A 20,005-nucleotide genomic window follows, 5' to 3' on the forward strand; every position below is an offset into this window, starting at 1 on the left:
CGGACGCTCGGCAGGAACGTCAGCAGGTGGGCGAAGGCGCCGAGGCGACCTTGCGGAACGGCTCAGGGCCGTCAGACCGGGTGGTCTGACGGCCCTGTTCGGACGGTTCACGGGTCAGGTCTCGTTGAGGTGAATCGGCTCGTCCAGCGGAGCGGGTGCGGTCAGGCGGTGCAGCCGGGGACGGCGGGAACGCTGCCGACACAGTTGTTGGGCGAGTTGCCGGTGATCGGGGAGGTGGTGACCGTCATGGTGCCGCCTTGGCGGTAGACGCCGCCGGCGGTGGCGGTCGCGGTATTGGCCGAGACCGGGGTGCTGGTGATGCTGAAGACCGCGTTGACGGAGGCGACCCCGCCACCGCGGACGCCGGTGTTGCCGCCGTTGATGAAGCCGCTGGTGACGGTCGCGGTGCCGCCCTCGCTGTAGAGACCGCCGCCGTCACCCGCCACGGCGGTGTTGCCGGACAGGGTGCTGCCGGTGAACGTCGCCGCCGCCGACGCGGCCGGACCACTGTAGATGCCGCCACCGTTACCCAGCAGGGCGGTGTTGCCGACCAGGGCGCTCTTGGTCAGCGTCACCGCGCCCGCGTTGTAGATGCCGCCGCCACCGCTCGTCGCGGCCAGGCCACCCTGCACGGTGACCGACTTGAGAGTGAGGCCGCCCGTGGCGCCGACCTCGACGATGCGGAACGGCAGAGCCACTGCCGCGCGGGCGATGGTGTTGTTGTTGCCGGTCAGGGTGATGGTGGTGGTGATGACCGGGAGGCCGTTGGCGCCGTGAACGCCGGCGTTGTCCGGGGAGGTGAGCGTGTAGGTGCAGCCGGGCGTGAGGGTGATGTTGCCGCCGCCGGAGCCGTTGGCGGTGGCGATCGCCGCGACCAGCGCCGGCCCGTTACAGGGCACGGCCGCGTGTGCGGCGGTGGGCGCGAACACGGCGATGCTCGCCGACAGAACGGCGGCCCCGGCCAGGGTGGGCATCATTCGGATGCGACGCATGAGGTCTCCTTGGGAATGCGATGAGCCATTCGCGCCTTCGCGGGATATCCGTGCGGAACGGCTCCCAAGTCGCGGATCACGTCTTCTCTGCAGGAGGCATCGCCGCTTCACGGCACCTGGAACGCCCGCCTCGTCGCCGGGGGGCTGGGAGGTGAGCCGAGCCGGTGACCTGGTTCGCAGGCCAACGCCTCCCGGAGTGCACGCGGGTTCCAGACGGCCCACCAGGTTTCTCTTGCCGTCTCCAGTAGCCCACCGTTAGGCCGAAACCGCAAATTTGACCATGGCGAGTGAAAGTCGGAAATGCGCCGAGCATCGTCCTAAATTGATTCGTTTAAGACTTGATAGGCGTGGTCGAGTCAGGCGGAGTGAGATCGCCTTCGCCCTCGTCGCGCGCGCCGGTCAGTAGCCGTCGAGGGCGGCGCGGGCCTCGGCCACGGCGCGCGGCACCTGGCGGCGGGACCCGAGCACGGCTGGCAGGGCGCGGACGGCGTCGGCCGCGCCGCGCCTGCCCTCCGGAGTGCGCAGGGAGGTCACGGCCTCCTGGACCAGGGCGGGCAGCGGGCGCCGTAGCCACGCGGTCAGCAGGCGGTTGCGGACCTCCCGGCGGCGTCTCCCCCGGGCGTCACGCCCCTGCTTGGCGGGATGATGGTGGACGACGAGCTCGGGCAGGTACGCCTGGCCCCAGCCGGCGGCGGCGAGGTCGAGGGCGAGCAGTTCCTCCTCGCCGCCGAAGTGCAGCAGTTCGGAGAAGCCGCCGACACCGAGGAACGCGTCGCGGCGCATGACGATCGAGCAGGCCAGGTACCCGAGGACCGCCGGGCCCGGCAGGCCTTCGGGGCGGCCGAGCGGCGAGTGCGCCATGGCCTCGGAGGTGGGGTCGAGCCTCCCCTTGTCGCCGACCAGGACGCGCGCCGCCAGCAGCGCGGTGCGCGGATGGGCGTCCAGGACCTTCGTCGCGTGGTCCAGCGCGCCGGGTGCCCACCAGGAGTCGTCGTCGGCGAACGCGACGTACCGGGTGGTGGCCTGCTCGACCCCGACGTTGCGGGCGGCGGCGCCGAGGTTGCGCGGCAGGCGGACGAGGCGGGCGCCCGCGTCCGCCGCCACCTGGGGCGTGCCGTCGGCCGACGCGTTGTCCACGACGATGACCGGCGCGGTGTGGTGCGGGAGACTGCGGCGCAGGTCGTGCTCACGGTCCTTCGTGGCCACGACGATCGTCACATCGGGCATCGTTCCCCCTAGCTGACGTACCGCCGGGCGCGGGAACGCCGCTGCGGTTCGTCGAGCGTGCGCAGCCGCTCCTCGACATGGCGCGGCAGGGGCCGCCGCTCCCGCAGCACCCACGGGATGCCTGCGGCCGCCTCGACGAGCGCGGCGCCGGTGACCCGGTCGCGCGGGAGCGTGCCGAGCAGGCGCCCGGTGCGCAGCAGCGCGGTGCCGGCCGGCCGGCGGAGCCAGGTGGTCCACAGCGTGTTGCGGATGCCGTGCCGGCGGCGCAGATGCGGGTCTCGCAGCCGCGACGGCTGGTGATGCACGAGCACGTCGTCGGCGTAGCAGAGGTGCCAGCCCTTCGTCATCAGGTCGGCGCTGAGCAGTTCCTCCTCGCCGCCCAGCCACAGCCGCGGCGAGAACCCGCCGGCCGCGCGGAACGCGTCCGCGCGCAGCATCGAGGCACCCGCCAGGAACGAGCCGAGCGCCGGACCGGGCAGGCCGGCGGGCCGGGGCAGCGGTGACTCGCGCAGCTCGACGACGATCGGGTCCTCACGGCCGCCGGGCTCCACCAGGATCCGGCCCGTGATGACGGCCACCCGGGGATGGGCGTCGAGCAGGTTCGCGGCACGGGCCACGGCTCCGGGCTCCCACCAGGTGTCGTCGTCGCAGAACGCCACGTAGGGCGTGCGCACATGGTCGACGGCGACGTTGCGCGCGACCGCGCCGAGGTTGACCGGTGACCGCAGCAGCACGTACTCGGGGAAGCGGGCGGCGACGGCGTCGGGGGAACCGTCCCGCGAGCCGTTGTCGACGACGATCACCGGTGGGCGCTCGGGCAGGTCGCGCAGTCTCGCCAGGGTGGCGAGCAGGCTCTGGCGCCGGTCGCGGGTGATGAGGACGACGGTGACACGCATAAACCGGCTCTACCCAGCTCATGAATGCACAACCGTCGCAATGGACACCAAACGCACCACGGTAAACACCCGACAAATCACGAACCACTGTTCGACACTTTCACGGCAAGACTCCCCGAACGCATGGTTTGAGCCGTCTTCGTCCGGAAACTCCATCATCAGCGGAACCACGTATACGTGATTCGCGCCGAGCCGGTTCCCGGCTCGCGGGCAGCCCGATGCCTAAGACGCAGGCATCCTCCGCCCGGCCGATGGCTGAGGCGCCATGCCCATGGTCCCTGTCATGCCCATGGCAGCTTCCCATCTCGAACGGAGATCTCGCGTGCGTATTCTCGGCATTAATTCGATCTTTCACGACCCCGCCGCCGCGCTCGTCGTGGACGGGAAAGTGGTCGCCGCGGCGGACGAGGAACGGTTCAGCCGCCGCAAGCACGGCAAGCGCCCGGTGCCATTCTCGGCCTGGGAACTGCCTGAGATGGCGGCGCGCTGGTGCCTCCAGGAGGCCGGTATCGAACCGGGCGACGTGGACGCCATCGCCTACTCCTACGACCCTCACCTGGCGGCACGCGGGACGCAGGGCCACGACAAGAACTGGGAGCAGCTGAGGACGCTCTACGCGCACCGGGCTCCCTACTTCCTGTCCACGTCGTTGCCGGGCATCGACGCGGGCTCCTTCCGCTACGTGCCCCACCACATCGCCCACGCCGCCTCCGCCGCGCTCGCCGCCCCGGACCCCGGCGACGGTGACGTGCTGGTGCTCGACGGCCGCGGCGAGGCGCACTCGCACCTGTCCGGCACGTACCGGGACGGCGCGCTGACGACCTTGAGCACCCAGGCGCTCCCGCACTCGCTCGGCCTCATGTACGAGGAGCTCACCGAGCACCTCGGCTTCCTGCGTTCGAGCGACGAGTACAAGGTGATGGCGCTCGCCTCGTACGGCGAGCCGCGCTTCCTCGACGAGATGCGCAAGCGCGTGCGCGCCACCGAGGACGGCGGCTTCGCCGTCGACCCGATCGACTGGGGTGCGCTGGCGAAGGCGCGCAAGGACGACGCCGAAATGACCGACGACCATGCCGACCTGGCCGCCAGCGTCCAGACGCGGCTCGAAGAGGTCCTGCTGGACCTGGCGTCCTGGCTGCAGGCCCGCACCGGCTCGCGGCGGCTGGCGATGGCCGGCGGCGTGGCGCTCAACTGCGTCGCCAACTCGCGGCTCGCCGAAGCGGGTCTCTACGACGAGATCTGGGTGCAACCGGCCGCGGGCGACGCCGGGACGGCGCTCGGCGCCGCGCTGCACGTCGCCCAGGAGGCCGGTGAGCCGATCGAGGCCATGCCCGGCGCCGCGCTCGGCCGGGGCTGGGACGACCGTGAGCTGGCCGCCCGCCTCGACGCCGCGCACGTGCCCTACGAGCGCCCGGACGACCTCGCCGCCACCGTCGCCGACGCGCTGGCCCGCAACGAGATCGTCGCCTGGTTCCAGGGCCGCAGCGAATGGGGCCCGCGCGCCCTCGGTCACCGCTCCCTGCTCGCCCATCCCGGTCACCCCGGCAACCTCGAACGGCTGAACGCGGTCAAGGGGCGCGAGCAGTTCCGGCCGATCGCGCCGATGGTCGCCCTCGACCACGCCGCCGAGATCTTCGAGGGCCCGCTGCCCAGCCCGTACATGCTGTTCGTCCACCGCGTCAGGCCGGAGTGGCGCGACCGGATCGCGGCGGTCGTCCACGTGGACGGCACCGCCCGGATCCAGACGGTCTCGCCCGCCGACAACCCGCTGGTCGCCGATCTCATCGAGGCGTTCCGGGTCCGCACCGGGCTGCCGGTCGTGGTCAACACCAGCCTCAACACGGCGGGACGGCCCATGGTCGACGACCCGCGCGACGCGCTCGAGTGCTTCGGCTCCGCGCCGGTGGACCTGCTGGCCATCGGGCCGTACGTCGTGCGGCGGCGGGGGGTGTTCGCCTGATGACACGACCGCCGAGCTACTCGGTCGTCGTCCCCACCGTCGGCCGCCCGAGCCTGCGCACGCTGATCGAGTCACTGGCGGCCGGCTCCGGGCCGCAGCCCGCCGAGGTCCTGATCGTGGACGACCGCCCGGGCCCGGGCACGCCGCTGCACCTGCCCGCCGCCGCCGGCGACACGGTGCGCGTGCTGCGGTCCGGAGGCGTCGGCCCCGCCGCCGCCCGCAACGCCGGCTGGCGCGCGGCCACCACGGAGTGGGTCGTGTTCGTGGACGACGACGTCGTGCTGGCGCCCGACTGGCCCGCGCGCCTGGCCGCCGACCTCACCGGCCAGCCGGACGACGTCGGCGGTGTCCAGGGGTGCCTGACCGTCCCGCTGCCCGCCGGGCGCCGCGCCACCGACTGGGAACGCAACACCGCCGGGCTCGCCGGCGCCTCCTGGATCACCGCCGACATGGCCTACCGCCGCGCGGCCCTGGCCGAGGTCGGCGGCTTCGACGAACGCTTCCGCCGCGCCTACCGGGAGGACTCCGACCTGGCCCTGCGCGTCATGGACGGCGGGCACCGTCTGGTGCGCGGCGGCCGGCAGGTGACGCATCCCGCGCGTCCCGCGGGCTTCTGGGCGTCGGTGCGCGTCCAGGCGGGCAACGCCGACGACATCCTCATGCGGCGCGTGCACGGCCCCGACTGGAGGGACCGGGCCCGCGCCGGACGCGGTCGCTTCCGCCGCCATCTGGCCGCTACCGGCTCGGGACTGACCGCGCTCGCCGCCTGGCGGGCGGGCTCCAGACCCGTGGCCGTGGTGGCGGGCGGCGTGTGGGCCGCGCTGACGGCGGAGTTCGCCCTGGCCCGCATCATCCCCGGGCCACGGACCCCGGCCGAGATCACCCGCATGCTGGTCACCAGCGTGGCCATCCCGCCCGCCGCGGTCTGGCACCGGCTGCGCGGGACGGCCCGGCACGCGAACGCGGCGCCCTGGCGGCGGACCCGGGCGGTGCTGTTCGACCGGGACGACACGCTGATCCGCGACGTCCCGTACAACGGGGACCCGGCACGGGTCGAGGCGATGCCCGGCGCGCGCCAGGCCCTCGACCGGCTGCGCCGGCACGGGCTGCGCATCGGCGTGGTCTCCAACCAGTCGGGCGTCGCCAAGGGCATGATCACCGTCGCCGACGTGCACCGGGTCAACCGGCGCGTCGAGCAGCTCCTCGGCCAGGTGGACGTCTGGGAGTTCTGCCCGCACGACGACGGCGACGGCTGCCGCTGCCGCAAGCCCCGGCCGGCCCTGATCGAGCAGGCGGCCAGGCGCCTCGGCGCGCTGCCCTCCGAGTGCGTGGTCATCGGCGACATCGGCCGGGACGTGGACGCGGCCGAGGCCGCCGGGGCCCGCGGCATCCTCGTGCCGACCGGCCGCACCCGGCTGGAGGAGATCGCCCAGGCCACCGAGGTCGCCCCCGATCTGCGCTCCGCCGTGGACCGGGTGCTCGGCGGGAGGCGGCCACGGTGAGGGTCCTCGTCGTCCGCCTGGACAACCTCGGAGACGTGCTGCTGTCCGAGCCGGCCGTGCGCGCCGTCGCGGCACGGGCGGACGAGGTCGTGATGCTGTGCGGGCCGCGCGGCCGCGCGGCGGCCGACCTGCTGCCCGGGCTCGACGGCGTCATCGAGTGGTGCGCGCCGTGGATCGACCCCGAACCCGGCCCGGTCGAGGCCGCCGCGGTGGACGAGCTCGTCGGCGCGGTGCGCGGGTTCGACCGCGCCCTGATCTTCACCTCGTTCCACCAGTCGCCGCTCCCGCTGGCGCTGCTGTTCCGCCTCGCCGGGATCGCGTGGATCGGCGCCATCAGCGACGACTACCCCGGTTCGCTGCTCGACCTGCGGCACCGGTGCGAGGGCGACGTCCCGGAGACCTTGCGGATGCTGTCGCTCGCCACGGCGGCGGGCTTCCCCGCGCCCGCCGACACCCGGCCGCGGCTGCGCCAGCCGCTTCCCGACATCACGGGGCTCACCGGCGGCCACGGCTACGTCGTCGTCCATCCCGGCACGTCGGTCCCGGCGCGCGCCTGGCCGCCCGAACGCTGCGCCGAGGCGGTGATCCGGCTCGCCGCGTCCGGCCGCCGGGTCGTCGTGACCGGCCACCGCGACGAGAAGGAGCTGACGGCCCGCGTCGCGGGCGCCGACGGCCTGGACCTCGGCGGCCGGACCACCTTCCCCGAGCTCGCGGCGGTGCTGGCGGGAGCCGACGCCGTGGTCGCGGGCAACACCGGCCCCGCGCACCTGTCGGCCGCGGCCGGCACCCCGGTCGTCTCGCTGTTCGCGCCGACCGTGCCCGCCGCCCGGTGGGCGCCGCACGGCGTGCCGGTCGCGCTGCTCGGCGACCAGCGGGCGCCGTGCCGCGGCAGCCGGGCCCGGGAGTGCCCGATAGCGGGACATCCCTGCCTGTCGTCGGTCACCGCCGACCAGGTCGTCGCCGCGCTGGAGGAGCTGATCGCCCGATGAGAGTACTGCTCTGGCATGTGCACGGATCGTGGGCGACGTCCTTCGTCCACGGCGACCACACCACGCTCGTGCCCGTCACCCCGGACCGCGGCCCCGACGGCAAGGGCCGCCCGGAGACCTTCACCTGGCCCGACCGCGCGCGGGAGGTGCCCCACGACCGGCTGCGGGACGAGGACGTCGACGTCGTCGTCCTCCAGCGGCCGCACGAGCTCGCGCTCGCCGAGAAGTGGCTGGGCCGGCGGCCGGGGCGCGACGTCCCCGCCGTCTACGTCGAGCACGACACCCCCCGCCGGACCCCGGCCGACGCGAGCATGCCCGACGAGGTGGTGCCCGACAGCCGGCACTTCCTGCATGACCGATCGGACATCCCGGTCGTCCACGTCACCCACTTCAACCAGCTCTTCTGGAACTGCGGCCGGGCGCCAACCATGGTGATCGAACACGGGGTCGTCGATCCGGGCTACCGGTTCGACGGCCACTGGCCCCGCGCGGGCGTCGTCGTCAACGACCCCGTCCGGCGCGGGCGCGTGGCCGGCACCGACCTGCTCGCGATGTTCGCCCGCAGCGTCCCGGTCGACCTGTTCGGCATGAACGTCACCGACGTCCCGGAGCGGATCGGCGTCCCGGCCGAGGCGCTGTGGACCTTCGAGGACCTGCCGCAGAACCAGATGCACACCGAACTCGCGCGGCGCCGGGTCTACGTCCACCCCTACCGGTGGACGTCGCTCGGCCTCGCGCTCATCGAGGCCATGCTGCTCGGCCTGCCGATCGTGGCACTGGCCACCACCGAGGCGATCGAGGCCGTGCCTCCCGAGGCGGGCGTGCTGTCGACGCGGGTCGACACGCTCGCCGCCGCGGCCCGTTCACTGGTCTCCGACCCGCCCCGCGCCCGCCAGATGGGCAAGGAGGCGCGGGCGGCGGCACTCGAACGGTACGCACTGCCGCGCTTCCTGCGCGACTGGAACCGCATTCTCACGGAGGTGACCCGATGAAGATAGCCATGGTCTCCGAGCACGCGAGCCCGCTCGCCGCGGTCGACGGGCTGGGCGGCGCGGACGCGGGGGGACAGAACGTGTTCGTCGCCGACCTCACCGCGGAGCTCGGCCGGCAGGGACACCACGTCACCGTCTACACCCGGCGGGACGACGCCGGGCTGCCGTCCCGGGTCCGGCTGGCGCCCGGCGTGACCGTCGAGCACGTTCCCGCCGGGCCGCCCGAGCCGGTGCCGAAGGACGACCTGCTCCCCTACATGGCGGAGTTCGGCCGCTATCTGGCGGAGCGATGGTCGAACGCGCCGCCGGACGTCGCCCACGCCCACTTCTGGATGAGCGGGCTGGCGGCCATCCGCGCCGCCGACGCGCTCACGCCGCGGGTGCCGGTGGTCCAGACCTACCACGCGCTCGGCACCGTCAAGCGCCGCCACCAGGGCGACAAGGACACCAGCCCGCCCGGCCGCGTCCGGCTCGAACGGGCGATCGGCCGCACCGCGGACGCCGTCATCGCGACCTGCTCCGACGAGACCGGCGAGCTCATCCGGATGGGCGTCCCGCGAGACCGGATCACCGTGGTGCCCTGCGGAGTCGATCTGGAACGGTTCGGCCCGGACGGTGCCGCCGCCCCGGCGAACGGCAGGCCGCGGCTGGTCGCGCTGTCGCGGCTGGTCGAACGCAAAGGGGTCGACACCGCCATCGAGGCGCTCGTGCGGGTCCCGGGGGCCGAACTGGTCGTCGCGGGCGGGCCGCCGCGGGCGGCCCTCGACGGCGACCCGGAGGTCCGGCGGCTGCGCGGCATCGCGGAACGGTCCGGTGTCGCCGACCGCGTGTCCTTCCTCGGCCGGGTGGGCCGGGCGGACGTGCCCGGGCTGCTGCGCTCGGCCGACCTGGTCGTCACGCTGCCGTGGTACGAGCCGTTCGGCATGGTGCCGCTGGAGGCCATGGCGTGCGGCGTGCCCGTGGTCGCGACCGGCGTCGGCGGCCACGTCGACACCGTCGTCGACCGGGTGACCGGGCTCCACGTACCGCCGCGCCGCGCCGCCGTGGCCGCGGACCGCATCCGCGACCTGCTGTCCGACCCGACCCGGCGGGCGGCGATGGGAGTGGCCGGGGCCGACCGGGCGCGGTCCTGCTATTCGTGGGCGCGGATCGGCCACGACACGATCTCGGTCTATCAACGGGCCATGGCACGGTGCGAGGTGCCGGTATGACCCCGCGCGTCGTGGCGGCCCCGAAGCAGCGCTCCGTCCAGGACGAGAGGCTGGAGGCGCTGGCCGACGCGGCACTGCGGTTCCGGGAGTGGACACCGGCCGTCACCGCGTGGGGGCGCCATCTGGCCCGCGTCCTGGACCGCGGCGGCCGGCTGCTCGCCTGCGGCAACGGGGGCAGCGCGGCCGAGGCCCAGCACCTGACGGCCGAGCTGGTGGGGCGGTTCGAGAACGACCGCCGGCCCCTGGCCGCGATCCCGCTGCACGGCGACACCTCCGCGGCCACCGCCATCGGCAACGACTACGGCCCGGTGAACGTCTTCGCCCGCCAGGTACAGGCCCACGGACGCGCCGGCGACGTGCTGGTCTGCCTGTCCACCAGCGGCCGGAGCCCCAACGTGATCGCGGCCGCGCACGTCGCCCGCCAGATCGGGGTGACCGCCTGGGCGGTCACCGGACCTGGCCCCAACCCGCTCGCCGCGGCCTGCGACGACGCGATCACGGTGGACGCCGCCGCCACGTCCACCGTCCAGGAGATCCACCTGGCCGCCGTCCACCTGCTGTGCGGGGTGGTCGACGAGACCTTGGGAGTGCCGAGGAAGGCAGGTGCGCCGAAATGAGCGGGGGGACGAGCGCGCCGCTGGTCGTGGTGGGAGACGTCCTGCTGGACATCGACCTCGCGGGACAGAGCCGGCGGCTGTGCCCCGACGCTCCCGTGCCGGTCATCGAGCAGGCCACCGAGCTGCCCCGGCCGGGCGGGGCGGGGCTGGCCGCGCTGCTGGCCGCGGCCGAGGGCCGCGAGGTCGTCCTGGTCACGGCTCTCGCCGACGACGAGCCCGGCCGGCGGCTGCGCGCGCTCCTCGAACCGCATCTGGAGATCGCGGCGTTCGCGCTGCGCGGCGGCACCCCCTGCAAGGTGCGCGTCCGGGCGGGGGGCCAGTCGGTGGCGCGGCTCGACACCGGTGACGGCGAGGCCCGCGACGGGCTCGTCGGGCCGCGCGTGACCGAGGCGCTCGGCCGCGCGGGCGCCGTCCTCGTCTCGGACTACGGGCGGGGCGTCACCGGGCACGCCGCGGTGCGCACCCTGCTCACCGAGCTGGCGGCCGACGTCCCGATCATCTGGGACCCGCACCCGCGCGGCGAGCCGCCGGTGCCCGGCACGTGCGTGCTGACCCCGAACGCGGACGAGGCCGCCCGCCTGACCGAGCGCGACGACGTCCGGATCGAGGGGACGGGGCTCTCGGCCACCACCCGCCGGGGCCGTTACCTGGCCGAACGGTGGGGGCTCGAAGGCGTCGCGGTGACGCTCGGCGCGGGCGGCGCCGTGCTCTGCAACGGCGCGCCCGAGCCGTTCCTGGCTCCGGCGGAGGCCGCGCCCGGCGACCCCTGCGGTGCCGGCGACAGCTTCGCGGCACGTACCACCGAGGTGCTCGCCGACGGCGGATCGCTCACCGAGGCCATCAGCGCCGGGGTCCGGCGGGCCTCGGACTTCGTCAAGGCGGGCGCGGCGGCGGCCGTCGCCGAGCGGCTGGCCCGGACGGGGTCGCCCCGGATCGTGCCGGAACGGTCCGAGAACGCCTGGGACATCATCGAGCGCACCCGGGCCGCGGGCGGCACGGTGGTCGCCACCGGCGGCTGCTTCGACCTGCTGCACGCGGGACACGTCCGCCTGCTGGAACAGGCCCGGCGCCTCGGCGACTGCCTCATCGTCTGCGTCAACTCCGACGAGTCGGTGCGCCGCCGCAAGGGCCCCGGCCGTCCGGTGACGCACTCCGCCGACCGGGTGCGCGTCCTCCAGGCGCTCGCGGCGGTGGACGCGGCGGTGGTCTTCGAGGACGACACCCCCGTCCCCCTCATCGACCGGCTGCGCCCGGACATCTGGGTCAAGGGCGCCGACTACGCCGGAGCCCCCCTGCCCGAAGCCGAGACCGTACGCCGCCACGGCGGCGAGGTGGTCCTTCTCCCGTTCCTCGAAGGACGCTCCACCACCCGACTGCTGGCCACGACGAAGGGAATCACCTCATGAACGTGCTCATCACCGGCGGCGCCTCCGGACTCGGCGCGGCCGTCGCCCGCCGGATCGCGGACGACGGCGGGCGTCCTCTGGTCATCGACCTGCATCCGCCGAAGTACGACGTCGAGCACATGCAGGCCGACCTCACCGACCGGGCCTGCGCCGAACGCGCCGTGCACAGCCTGGCGCGGCAGGCGGGCGGCCTGGACGCCGTGGTCACCGCGGCGGGGATCGACGCGTGCGGCACGCTGGCCGCCATCCCGGCGGAGGACTGGGAGCGCGTCATCCAGGTCAACCTTCTGGGCACCGCCGCCGTCGTACGCGCCGCCCTCCCCTATCTCGTGCACGCGCCGAACGGCCGCGTCGTCACCTGCGCGTCCACGCTCGGGCTGAGGGCGCTGAGCGACGCGACCGCCTACTGCGCGTCCAAGTTCGGGGTCGTCGGCTTCAGCCGGGCGCTGGCGGCCGAGCTGGCGGGCCAGGTCGGCGTCACGATGCTCGTGCCGGGCGGCATGGACACCGCCTTCTTCGACGGCCGCGACGAGCAGTACAAGCCGGGGCCGGACGCGCAGCTCAACCGGCCCGAGAACGTGGCCGCCGCCGTGGCGTACGCGCTGGCCCAGCCGCCGGGCTGTGAGGTGCGCGAGCTGGTGGTGTGCCCCGCGCGGGAGCCGTCGTGGCCCTGAGGGGCCCGGACGTCCTCGTCCTGCGGGCGCTCGGGCTGGGCGACCTGCTGACCGCGGTGCCCGCGCTGCGCGCGCTGCGGCGCGGGCTGCCCGGCCGGAACCTGATGCTCGCGGCGCCCTGGCCGCTCGCTCCGCTCGCACTGCTCACGGGCGCCGTGGACGACGTCCTGCCGACGCCCGACCTGCACCGGCTTCCCGCGTACGGGCCGGTGAGCCTCGCCGTGAACCTCCATGGCCGCGGCCCGCAGAGCCATCGCGCGCTGCAGCAGCTGCGGCCGGGCCGGCTGCACGCGTTCGCCCATCCGGAGGTGCCCGAGGTCGAGGGACCGGCGTGGGATCCCGGCGAGCACGAGGTCGCGCGCTGGTGCCGGCTGGTGGCCGGGCTCGGCCACCACGCCGACCCGGGCGACCTCGATCTCCCGCCGCCGCCCCGGACGTCGCCGGCGCCCGGGGCGGTGGTCCTGCATCCGGGCGCGGGCTTCCCCGCACGCCGCTGGCCGGTCGACCGTTTCGCGGCGGTCGCCGCGGCGCTGAGCGCCCGCGGCGAGCGCGTCGTGGTGACCGGCGGGCCCACCGAGACCGGGCTCGCCCGGGAGATCGCCGCGCGGGCCGGGCTCGGCCCCGCCGCCGACCTGTCCGGCGGCACGTCGCTGCTCGACCTGGCCGCGCTGATCGCCGAGGCCGGCCTGGTGATCTGCGGGGACACCGGGATCGGCCATCTGGCGACCGCCTACCGCACCCCGTCGGTGCTGCTGTTCGGGCCGACGCCGCCCGACCGCTGGGGCCCGCCGGAACGGCCGCAACACCGGGTCCTCTGGATGGGCCGCAGCGGCGACCCGCACGGCGCGGAGCCGGATCCGGGCCTGCTGGAGATCTCCACGGGCCGGGTGCTGGACGCGGCCGTGCAGATGCTGATGACCCGCGCACACCTTGATCACCAAGAAGGAGCTCACCATGACATCTCGGCGCGCCGTCGTGACGGGAGGGGCGGGGTTTCTCGGATCGCACCTGTGCCAGGCGCTGCTGGCACAGGGGTTCTCCGTCGTCTGCCTCGATAATCTGCTGACGGGCGCCGCCCGCAACGTCACGCACCTGACCGGGCGGGCGGACTTCGAGTTCCGCAGATGCGACCTGACCGAGCCGATCTGGGTTCCGGGGCCGGTCAGCCATGTCTTCCACTTCGCCTCGGCCGCCTCTCCCGCCGACTACCTGCGGTGGCCGATCCAGACGCTGGACGTCGGCAGCCTCGGCACCCGCAACGCGCTGGAACTGGCGGAGAACAAGGGCGCGCGGCTGATCCTGGCGTCCACGTCGGAGGTCTACGGTGATCCGCTGGTGCATCCGCAGACCGAGTCGTACTGGGGCAACGTCAATCCGATCGGGCCGCGCAGCGTGTACGACGAGGCCAAGCGGTTCGGGGAGGCGCTCACCGCCGCGTTCCGCGAGTCGCGCGGGGCCGACACGGCGATCGTGCGCATCTTCAACACCTACGGCCCGCGGATGCGCCCCGACGACGGCCGCGCCATCCCGACGTTCATCCGCCAGGCGACGGCCGGGGAGGCGCTCACCGTCACCGGGGACGGCTCGCAGACCCGCTCGATCTGCTATGTCGACGACACGGTCCGCGGCATCCTGGCGCTGGCCCTGTCCGGCCATCCCGGTCCGGTGAACATCGGCAGCCCGTACGAGATGTCCATGGCCGACCTCGCCCGCCTGATCATCGAACTCACCGGCTCGCGCTCGGAGCTGCGGTTCATCGAACGGCCCGTGGACGACCCGGCGGTGCGCAGGCCCGACATCAGCCTCGCCAAGGAGCTCCTCGACTGGAAGCCCGAGGTATCCGCGGAGGAGGGCCTGCGGCGGACGATCGAATGGTGCACGAGAGAGCCCGTGCGCGCCCGTACGGCGTGATCGGCGACGGCCCTGCGGAGGCGGACGCCGCCGTACGGGGTTCGGCGGCGTCCGCGTCCGGTGTACGGCGGTCGATCCGCGTCCGGACGTGATCGTCAGTCGACGTCGACCCAGCCGAGAGTCCGCTCGACCGCCTTGCGCCAGCCCGCGTAGCCCTCCTCGCGCTTCCGCTCGTCCCACGCCGGCTGCCAGCGCTTGTCCTCGTTCCAGTTCCGCCGCAGCTCGCCCGTGTCGCGCCAGAACCCGACCGCGAGCCCTGCGGCGTAGGCGGCGCCGAGCGCGGTGGTCTCCGCCACCACGGGCCGCGACACCGGGACGCCGAGGATGTCGGCCTGCAGCTGCATGCACAGCTCGTTGGCCGTGACGCCGCCGTCCACCTTGAGCACGTCCAGGGTGACCCCCGAGTCCTCGCGCATCGCCTCCACGACGTCACGGGACTGGTAGCAGATCGCTTCCAGCGTCGCGCGCGCCAGGTGGGCGTTGGTGTTGTAGCGCGACAGCCCGACGATGGCGCCGCGGGCGTCGCTGCGCCAGTACGGGGCGAACAGGCCGGAGAACGCGGGCACGAAGTAGACGCCGCCGTTGTCCTCCACCTGCGCCGCCAGCGACTCGCTCTGCGACGCGCCGGAGATGATCCCGAGCTGGTCGCGCAGCCACTGCACGGCCGACCCGGTCACCGCGATCGACCCTTCGAGCGCGTAGACGGCGGCGTCGTCCCCGAACCGGTAGCAGACGGTGGTGAGCATCCCGGCCTTCGAGCGCACCAGCTCGTTGCCGGTGTTGAGCAGCAGGAAGTTGCCGGTGCCGTAGGTGTTCTTGGCCTCGCCGGGCGCGAAGCACACCTGCCCGACGGTGGCGGCCTGCTGGTCGCCGAGGTCGCCCGACAGCGCCACCTCGCCGCCGAGCGGCCCGCCCGGGCGCGTCATCCCGTACGGGTCGGGCGCCGAGGACGGCTTGATCTCCGGCAGCATGGCGCGCGGGATGCCGAAGAACGACAGCAGCTGGTCGTCCCAGTCGAGCGTCTCCAGGTCCATCAGCATCGTGCGGCTGGCGTTGGTCGGGTCGGTGACGTGCACGCCGCCGTCGGTGCCGCCGGTGAGGTGCCACAGGATCCAGGTGTCGATGTTGCCGAAGACGGCCTCGCCGTTCTCGGCGGCCTCGCGCACGCCGTCGACGTTCTCCAGGATCCACTGGACCTTGCCGCCGCTGAAGTAGGTGGCGGGCGGCAGGCCGGCCCGGTGCCGGATCGTCTCGCCGCGCCCGTCGCGCTCCAGCGCCGAGGCGATGCGGTCGGTGCGGGTGTCCTGCCAGACGATCGCGTTGTAGTAGGGGCGCCCGGTCCGGCGGTTCCAGACGAGGGTCGTCTCGCGCTGGTTGGTGATGCCGAGGGCGGCGAGGTCGCGGTGCCCCAGGTCGGCCTTGTCGAGCGTCGTCTGGATGACGGCGCGGGTGCGTTCCCAGATCTCGGTGGGGTTGTGCTCGACCCAGCCGGCCTGGGGCAGGATCTGCTGGTGTTCGAGCTGGTGGCGGGCGATCTCGTTGCCGCCGTGGTCGAAGATGATGAAGCGGGTGCTGGTCGTCCCCTGGTCGATCGCTCCGACGAAGTCGGCCATCGGTCTCTCCTGCTGGACGAGGTGGTCAGGGCTGGACGTCGTACTCGGGCTTGGTCTCGGGCCTGGTCTCGGGCGCGGGCTCCGGCGGGAGGTTGCGGCCGATGAGGAACAGGTAGAGCCCGGCCCCGATCACAGCACCGGCGAGCGGTCCGATGATAGGGACCCAGAAGTACAGATCGCCGTACTGGTCGCGCCAGGCGCCGCCGTACCCGGTGAGGTACTGCGCGAGCCGCGGCCCGAAGTCGCGCGCCGGGTTGATCGCGTAACCCGCGTCGGTGCCCCACGCCATGCCGATGCCGACGACGAGCAGGCCGATGATGACGGGGGTGAGGTTCGACAGCGGCGGCAGGTTGCGCAGGTCGGTGAGGGCCATCACGACGAACAGCAGGATCGCGGTGCCGATGATCTGGTCGCGGAAGCCGCCCCACATGCTGACCGGGAGCGTTCCATTGCCCGGCAGCGTGGTGAAGACGCCCTGCGTCTTGATGGTGTGGCCAGGGTCGGCCTTGGCCAGCACCTCGGTGTAGTTCCACCGCACGAGCAGCGCGGCCACGAAGGCGCCCGCGGTCTGGGCCGCGCAGTACGGGAGCACCTTGCGCCAGGAGAACCGGTTGAACACCGCCAGCGCGAACGTGACCGCCGGGTTGATGTGCCCGCCGCTGATCGCGGCGGAGACGTAGACGCCGAGGGTCACGCCGATGCCCCAGGCCCAGGCGATGCTGTCGTGGTCACCGATGCCGCCCGCGGCGACCTGCGCCACCACCCCCACCCCGAAGAGGATGAGGATCATCGTTCCGGCGAACTCGGCGGCCATCTCGCGGGCCAGCGGCGGGAATCTCAGTCGTTCCGCCATCTCTCCTCCTCGGGACGAACGGGCGGGTGTGACGTGAGGCACAACTGTCAGCGAAAGTAAGTAACTGGGACGAACCGGTCAACCGGTAAGGCCTTCCGATGTCGCCTCCGCACGCCTGCCGGCTCCGCATGACGCCGGGCCACTTGATTCCGGACCGAGGTTGTGGTTGTCAGCGGCGGGTGACCGGCTCCCAGCCCCGGGCGGGCTCGCGCGTGTGCGGCCCCTCGTCTCCGCGGCTGCGGTAGACGATGTAGGGACGGAACAGATACTTCAGCGGTACCGCGAACGCGTGCACCAGGCGGCTGAACGGGAACAGGATCACCAGCGCGATCCCGGCGAGCACATGCGCGGCGTAGAGGAAGGGCACGCCCGCCATCAGGCCGGGGTCGGGCCTGAGGGTGAAGATGCCGCGGAACCAGGGCGCGACCGTCCGCCGGTAGTCGTACGGCCCGAGCACCCCGTTGGCGACGATCGTGACGGCGACGCCCAGCACGATCGACCCGCCGAGCAGCACGTACATCAGCTTGTCGTTGCGCGTCGTGGCCGAGAAGACCGGGCCGGTGGTGCGGCGCCGGTAGACGAGCAGGACGAGCCCGGCCAGCGCCGCGAACCCGGCGAGCGAGCCGCCGATGAGCGAGCCCCAGTGGTAGGCCCGTTCCGACACGCCCGCCGCCTCCGTCCAGCCCTCGGGCACGAGCAGCCCGATCACGTGGCCGAGGATCACGAAGATCAGGCCGTAGTGGAACAGCGGGCTGGCGATCCGCAGCATCCGGCTCTCGTAGAGCTCCGACGAACGCGTCGTCCAGCCGAACTTGTCGTAGCGGTAGCGCCACACGGTCCCCGCGACCAGGACCACGATCGCCACGTACGGCAGGACCGCCCAGAGCAGCAGGTTCATCGGGACTCCCGGCTTGGTCGGACGTCGTCAGGCAGGATCGGCGCAAGGCCGACGCTCTCGGCCGGCGGGCCCGACCCCGCGAGCCTGACCGCCTCGGCGCGGTCGCGCGGCGAGGGTCCGGGCAGGGTGGCGCAGACCGCCTCGACCGGCGCGGCGTAGGGCGTGCCGCGATCGAGCAGCGCGAGCCTCAGCAGTTCCAGACCGGCCCGGTGCTCGGCCAGCAGGGCCGCGCCGCCGTGCAGCGCCGCGAACTCCAGCACGATCGGCAGGAAGTCGGGCGGCTCGCGGCTGTCGAGTTCGACCCCGGCGGTCCGGTAGCGCGCCTTGAGCACGGCGAGCGAGGCGCCGCGCCGCCGCGTGTCGCCGTCCCGGTAGTAGGTCAGGTAGAGGCAGCAGCGGCGGCGCAGGTCGAACGTCTCGACATAGTGCTCGGCGAGCCGCCCGAGCGGCGTCGCGTCCAGGTGGTCCAGGAACGCCGTGAGCCGTCCCGCCGCCCGGCCCGTGCCGAGCGCCGCGACGGCCCCGCGCAGCATCGGCCGCCGGTCGTACAACCCGCGGTCCGGGTAGGCGAGCAGCAGCGACGCCGCCTGCCACACCGTCGTCCGCCCGTCCATCAGCCGTCCTCCTCCGGTCCGGGTGGGAACAGCCCGTCCGGGCGGCCCTTGCCGTCCCAGTTGAGCAGGTTGACGCGGCCCCTGCGGTCGGACGGGTCCGTCAGCGCGCCGCTGGTCTGCCGCTCGCGCAGCGCGTGGAAGCTCTCCACCGAGGCGGGCCCGACACGGCCGGACGACTCGCCGAACGGCCCGTTGCCCTCGTCGTGGTCGCCGTAGTCGACCGGGCACACCGTCTCCTCCAGCGCGGCGGCCTCGGCCCGCGCCTGGGTGGGGATGACGTACCGCTCCTCGTACTTGGCGAGCGCGAGCAGCCGGTACATGCCCTCCAGGTCGGCCGAGCTCATGCCGACGTCGATCGCCTTGCCCACGTCGGTGGGGCCGCCGAGGTTCTTGTCGCGCATGTACGAGCGCATCGCGGCCAGCTTTCGCAGGACGCCGATCACGGGCGCGGTGTCCCCGGCCGTGAACAGCTCCGCGAGGTACTCGGCGGGGATGCGCAACGTGTCGATCGCCCCGAAGAGGTTGCGCGCGTCCTCGCCGTCGTGGCCGGAGTCGCGGAGCGCCTCCACCACCGGCGAGAGCGGCGGGACGTACCAGACCATCGGCATCGTCCGGTACTCCGGGTGCAGCGGCAGCGCCACCCGGTACCGGCTGATCAGGGTGTGCACGGGCGAGCGCCGCGCGGCCTCCACCCAGGCGTCCGGCACGCCGTCGCGCCGCGCCGCCTCGCGCACCCGCGGATCGGCCGGGTCGAGGAAGAGCCCGAGCTGCGCCTCGTACAGGTCACGGTCGTCCTCGGCGCTCGCCGCCTCGGTCACCTTGTCCGCGTCGTACAGCAGCACCCCGATGTAGCGCAGCCGTCCCACGCACGTCTCCGAGCACACGGTCGGCAGGCCGACCTCCACGCGCGGGTAGCAGAACGTGCACTTCTCGGCCTTGCCCGTCCGGTGGTTGAAGTAGATCTTCTTGTACGGGCAGCCGGTCACGCACATCCGCCAGCCGCGGCACTGGTCCTGGTCGACCAGCACGATGCCGTCCTCGGCGCGCTTGTAGATCGCGCCGGACGGGCAGGAGGCGACGCACGTCGGGTTGAGGCAGTGCTCGCAGATCCGCGGCAGGTAGAACATGAACGCCCGCTCGTAGTCGAGCCGGACCGTGTCCGAGATCTTCTCCACGACCGGGTCGCGCGCGGCCAGCGCGGGACCTCCGCCCAGGTCGTCGTCCCAGTTGGCGCTCCACTCCACCTTCATCGGCCTGCCGCTGATCAGCGAGTAGGGCCGGGCCACCGGGATGTCGTCGTCCAGCGGCGCGGTGGTGAGCGTCTCGTAGTCGTAGGTCCAGGGCTCGTAGTAGTCCCTGATGTTGGGCAGCAGCGGGTTGGAGAAGAGGGTGAGCAGCTTGCGGACGCGTCCCCCGGCCCGGGGCCGCAGCCGTCCCCTCCGGTCCAGCGTCCAGCCGCCCCGCCACCTCTCCTGATCCTCGTACCGCCGCGGATAACCCTGGCCGGGCCGGGTCTCAACGTTGTTGAACCAGACGTACTCCATGCCCGACCGGTTGGTCCACGCCTGCTTGCACGTCACCGAACAGGTGTGGCAGCCGATGCACTTGTCAAGGTTCATCACCATCGCCAATTGCGCCATGATGCGCATC

Annotated in this window: 18 protein-coding genes; 10 read left to right on the forward strand and 8 right to left on the reverse strand. The window is 73.5% G+C overall.

Going from position 1 to position 20,005, the window contains the following annotated elements; genetic code table 11:
- Positions 1 to 161 precede the first annotated feature (161 nt).
- From ABD333_RS14855 to ABD333_RS14865, 3 genes are all read right to left on the reverse strand, one after another.
- Complete coding sequence (locus tag ABD333_RS14855) at positions 162 to 992, reverse strand: hypothetical protein (RefSeq protein ID WP_344541316.1); 831 nt, start codon at positions 990 to 992, stop codon at positions 162 to 164.
- Positions 993 to 1,391: 399 nt separating this feature from the next.
- Positions 1,392 to 2,219, reverse strand: coding sequence for a glycosyltransferase family 2 protein (locus tag ABD333_RS14860; protein WP_344541317.1), 828 nt, complete (start codon positions 2,217 to 2,219; stop codon positions 1,392 to 1,394).
- 8 nt (positions 2,220 to 2,227) lie between these two features.
- Positions 2,228 to 3,115, reverse strand: coding sequence for a glycosyltransferase family 2 protein (locus tag ABD333_RS14865; protein WP_344541318.1), 888 nt, complete (start codon positions 3,113 to 3,115; stop codon positions 2,228 to 2,230).
- A gap of 322 nt (positions 3,116 to 3,437) precedes the next feature.
- Between ABD333_RS14865 and ABD333_RS14870 the strand changes: the two genes are divergently transcribed.
- From ABD333_RS14870 to ABD333_RS14915, 10 genes are read left to right on the forward strand one after another with little or no spacing between them, the layout of a single operon-like run.
- Positions 3,438 to 5,075 carry a carbamoyltransferase family protein gene (locus ABD333_RS14870; RefSeq protein ID WP_344541319.1) on the forward strand — a complete coding sequence of 546 codons (1,638 nt, stop codon included), beginning with the start codon at positions 3,438 to 3,440 and terminating at the stop codon, positions 5,073 to 5,075.
- The gene (locus tag ABD333_RS14875; protein ID WP_344541320.1) at positions 5,075 to 6,577 is read left to right on the forward strand and encodes an HAD-IIIA family hydrolase; all 1,503 of its coding nucleotides are present in this window, start codon (positions 5,075 to 5,077) and stop codon (positions 6,575 to 6,577) included. The genes ABD333_RS14870 and ABD333_RS14875 overlap by 1 nt, the downstream gene beginning before the upstream one ends.
- Positions 6,574 to 7,566, forward strand: coding sequence for a glycosyltransferase family 9 protein (locus ABD333_RS14880; protein ID WP_344541321.1), 993 nt, complete (start codon positions 6,574 to 6,576; stop codon positions 7,564 to 7,566). Before ABD333_RS14875 ends, ABD333_RS14880 begins: the two co-directional genes overlap by 4 nt.
- A complete protein-coding gene (locus ABD333_RS14885; protein WP_344541322.1) occupies positions 7,563 to 8,558 on the forward strand; it encodes a glycosyltransferase in 996 nt (331 codons plus the stop codon). The genes ABD333_RS14880 and ABD333_RS14885 overlap by 4 nt, the downstream gene beginning before the upstream one ends.
- Positions 8,555 to 9,769, forward strand: coding sequence for a glycosyltransferase (locus ABD333_RS14890; protein ID WP_344541323.1), 1,215 nt, complete (start codon positions 8,555 to 8,557; stop codon positions 9,767 to 9,769). Before ABD333_RS14885 ends, ABD333_RS14890 begins: the two co-directional genes overlap by 4 nt.
- Entirely contained in the window at positions 9,766 to 10,386 is a 621-nt protein-coding gene (locus ABD333_RS14895) for a D-sedoheptulose-7-phosphate isomerase (RefSeq protein WP_344541324.1), read from the forward strand. Before ABD333_RS14890 ends, ABD333_RS14895 begins: the two co-directional genes overlap by 4 nt.
- Positions 10,383 to 11,792, forward strand: a complete 1,410-nt coding sequence (gene rfaE2 / locus ABD333_RS14900; RefSeq protein WP_344541325.1) for a D-glycero-beta-D-manno-heptose 1-phosphate adenylyltransferase — start codon at positions 10,383 to 10,385, stop codon at positions 11,790 to 11,792. Before ABD333_RS14895 ends, rfaE2 begins: the two co-directional genes overlap by 4 nt.
- Positions 11,789 to 12,466, forward strand: coding sequence for an SDR family NAD(P)-dependent oxidoreductase (locus ABD333_RS14905; RefSeq protein ID WP_344541327.1), 678 nt, complete (start codon positions 11,789 to 11,791; stop codon positions 12,464 to 12,466). Before rfaE2 ends, ABD333_RS14905 begins: the two co-directional genes overlap by 4 nt.
- On the forward strand, positions 12,457 to 13,524 hold the full coding sequence (locus ABD333_RS14910; RefSeq protein WP_344541328.1) for a glycosyltransferase family 9 protein: 1,068 nt from the start codon (positions 12,457 to 12,459) through the stop codon (positions 13,522 to 13,524). The genes ABD333_RS14905 and ABD333_RS14910 overlap by 10 nt, the downstream gene beginning before the upstream one ends.
- Entirely contained in the window at positions 13,421 to 14,377 is a 957-nt protein-coding gene (locus ABD333_RS14915; RefSeq protein ID WP_344541329.1) for a UDP-glucuronic acid decarboxylase family protein, read from the forward strand. The genes ABD333_RS14910 and ABD333_RS14915 overlap by 104 nt, the downstream gene beginning before the upstream one ends.
- Before the next feature lie 95 nt (positions 14,378 to 14,472).
- Here ABD333_RS14915 and glpK read toward each other — a convergent pair whose 3' ends face one another.
- The 5 genes from glpK to narH form a co-directional block, all read right to left on the reverse strand.
- Entirely contained in the window at positions 14,473 to 15,990 is a 1,518-nt protein-coding gene (glpK, locus tag ABD333_RS14920; RefSeq protein ID WP_344541330.1) for a glycerol kinase GlpK, read from the reverse strand.
- A 25-nt stretch (positions 15,991 to 16,015) separates the two neighbouring features.
- Complete coding sequence (locus ABD333_RS14925) at positions 16,016 to 16,843, reverse strand: MIP/aquaporin family protein (RefSeq protein WP_344541331.1); 828 nt, start codon at positions 16,841 to 16,843, stop codon at positions 16,016 to 16,018.
- A gap of 169 nt (positions 16,844 to 17,012) precedes the next feature.
- Positions 17,013 to 17,741 carry a respiratory nitrate reductase subunit gamma gene (narI, locus tag ABD333_RS14930; protein WP_344541332.1) on the reverse strand — a complete coding sequence of 243 codons (729 nt, stop codon included), beginning with the start codon at positions 17,739 to 17,741 and terminating at the stop codon, positions 17,013 to 17,015.
- Positions 17,738 to 18,355: a nitrate reductase molybdenum cofactor assembly chaperone gene (gene narJ, locus ABD333_RS14935; RefSeq protein WP_344541333.1), complete on the reverse strand. Its 618-nt coding sequence runs from the start codon at positions 18,353 to 18,355 to the stop codon at positions 17,738 to 17,740. The genes narI and narJ overlap by 4 nt, the downstream gene beginning before the upstream one ends.
- Positions 18,355 to 20,004 carry a nitrate reductase subunit beta gene (gene narH, locus ABD333_RS14940; RefSeq protein WP_344541334.1) on the reverse strand — a complete coding sequence of 550 codons (1,650 nt, stop codon included), beginning with the start codon at positions 20,002 to 20,004 and terminating at the stop codon, positions 18,355 to 18,357. Before narH ends, narJ begins: the two co-directional genes overlap by 1 nt.
- Between the last annotated feature and the right edge of the window lies 1 nt (position 20,005).

Source organism: Actinomadura fulvescens (genome assembly GCF_039533225.1).
GTDB classification, from domain to species: domain Bacteria; phylum Actinomycetota; class Actinomycetes; order Streptosporangiales; family Streptosporangiaceae; genus Spirillospora; species Spirillospora fulvescens.

Bases quoted from the DNA above. Each gene is read 5' to 3' on its own strand.
- ABD333_RS14855 (WP_344541316.1), bottom strand. From the start codon at position 992: ATGCGTCGCATCCGAATGATGCCCACCCTGGCCGGGGCCGCCGTTCTG.
- ABD333_RS14860 (WP_344541317.1), bottom strand. From the start codon at position 2,219: ATGCCCGATGTGACGATCGTCGTGGCCACGAAGGACCGTGAGCACGAC.
- ABD333_RS14865 (WP_344541318.1), bottom strand. From the start codon at position 3,115: ATGCGTGTCACCGTCGTCCTCATCACCCGCGACCGGCGCCAGAGCCTG.
- ABD333_RS14875 (WP_344541320.1), top strand. From the start codon at position 5,075: ATGACACGACCGCCGAGCTACTCGGTCGTCGTCCCCACCGTCGGCCGC.
- ABD333_RS14885 (WP_344541322.1), top strand. From the start codon at position 7,563: ATGAGAGTACTGCTCTGGCATGTGCACGGATCGTGGGCGACGTCCTTC.
- ABD333_RS14890 (WP_344541323.1), top strand. From the start codon at position 8,555: ATGAAGATAGCCATGGTCTCCGAGCACGCGAGCCCGCTCGCCGCGGTC.
- ABD333_RS14895 (WP_344541324.1), top strand. From the start codon at position 9,766: ATGACCCCGCGCGTCGTGGCGGCCCCGAAGCAGCGCTCCGTCCAGGAC.
- rfaE2 (WP_344541325.1), top strand. From the start codon at position 10,383: ATGAGCGGGGGGACGAGCGCGCCGCTGGTCGTGGTGGGAGACGTCCTG.
- ABD333_RS14905 (WP_344541327.1), top strand. From the start codon at position 11,789: ATGAACGTGCTCATCACCGGCGGCGCCTCCGGACTCGGCGCGGCCGTC.
- ABD333_RS14915 (WP_344541329.1), top strand. From the start codon at position 13,421: ATGACATCTCGGCGCGCCGTCGTGACGGGAGGGGCGGGGTTTCTCGGA.
- glpK (WP_344541330.1), bottom strand. From the start codon at position 15,990: ATGGCCGACTTCGTCGGAGCGATCGACCAGGGGACGACCAGCACCCGC.
- ABD333_RS14925 (WP_344541331.1), bottom strand. From the start codon at position 16,843: ATGGCGGAACGACTGAGATTCCCGCCGCTGGCCCGCGAGATGGCCGCC.
- narI (WP_344541332.1), bottom strand. From the start codon at position 17,741: ATGAACCTGCTGCTCTGGGCGGTCCTGCCGTACGTGGCGATCGTGGTC.
- narJ (WP_344541333.1), bottom strand. From the start codon at position 18,355: ATGGACGGGCGGACGACGGTGTGGCAGGCGGCGTCGCTGCTGCTCGCC.
- narH (WP_344541334.1), bottom strand. From the start codon at position 20,004: ATGCGCATCATGGCGCAATTGGCGATGGTGATGAACCTTGACAAGTGC.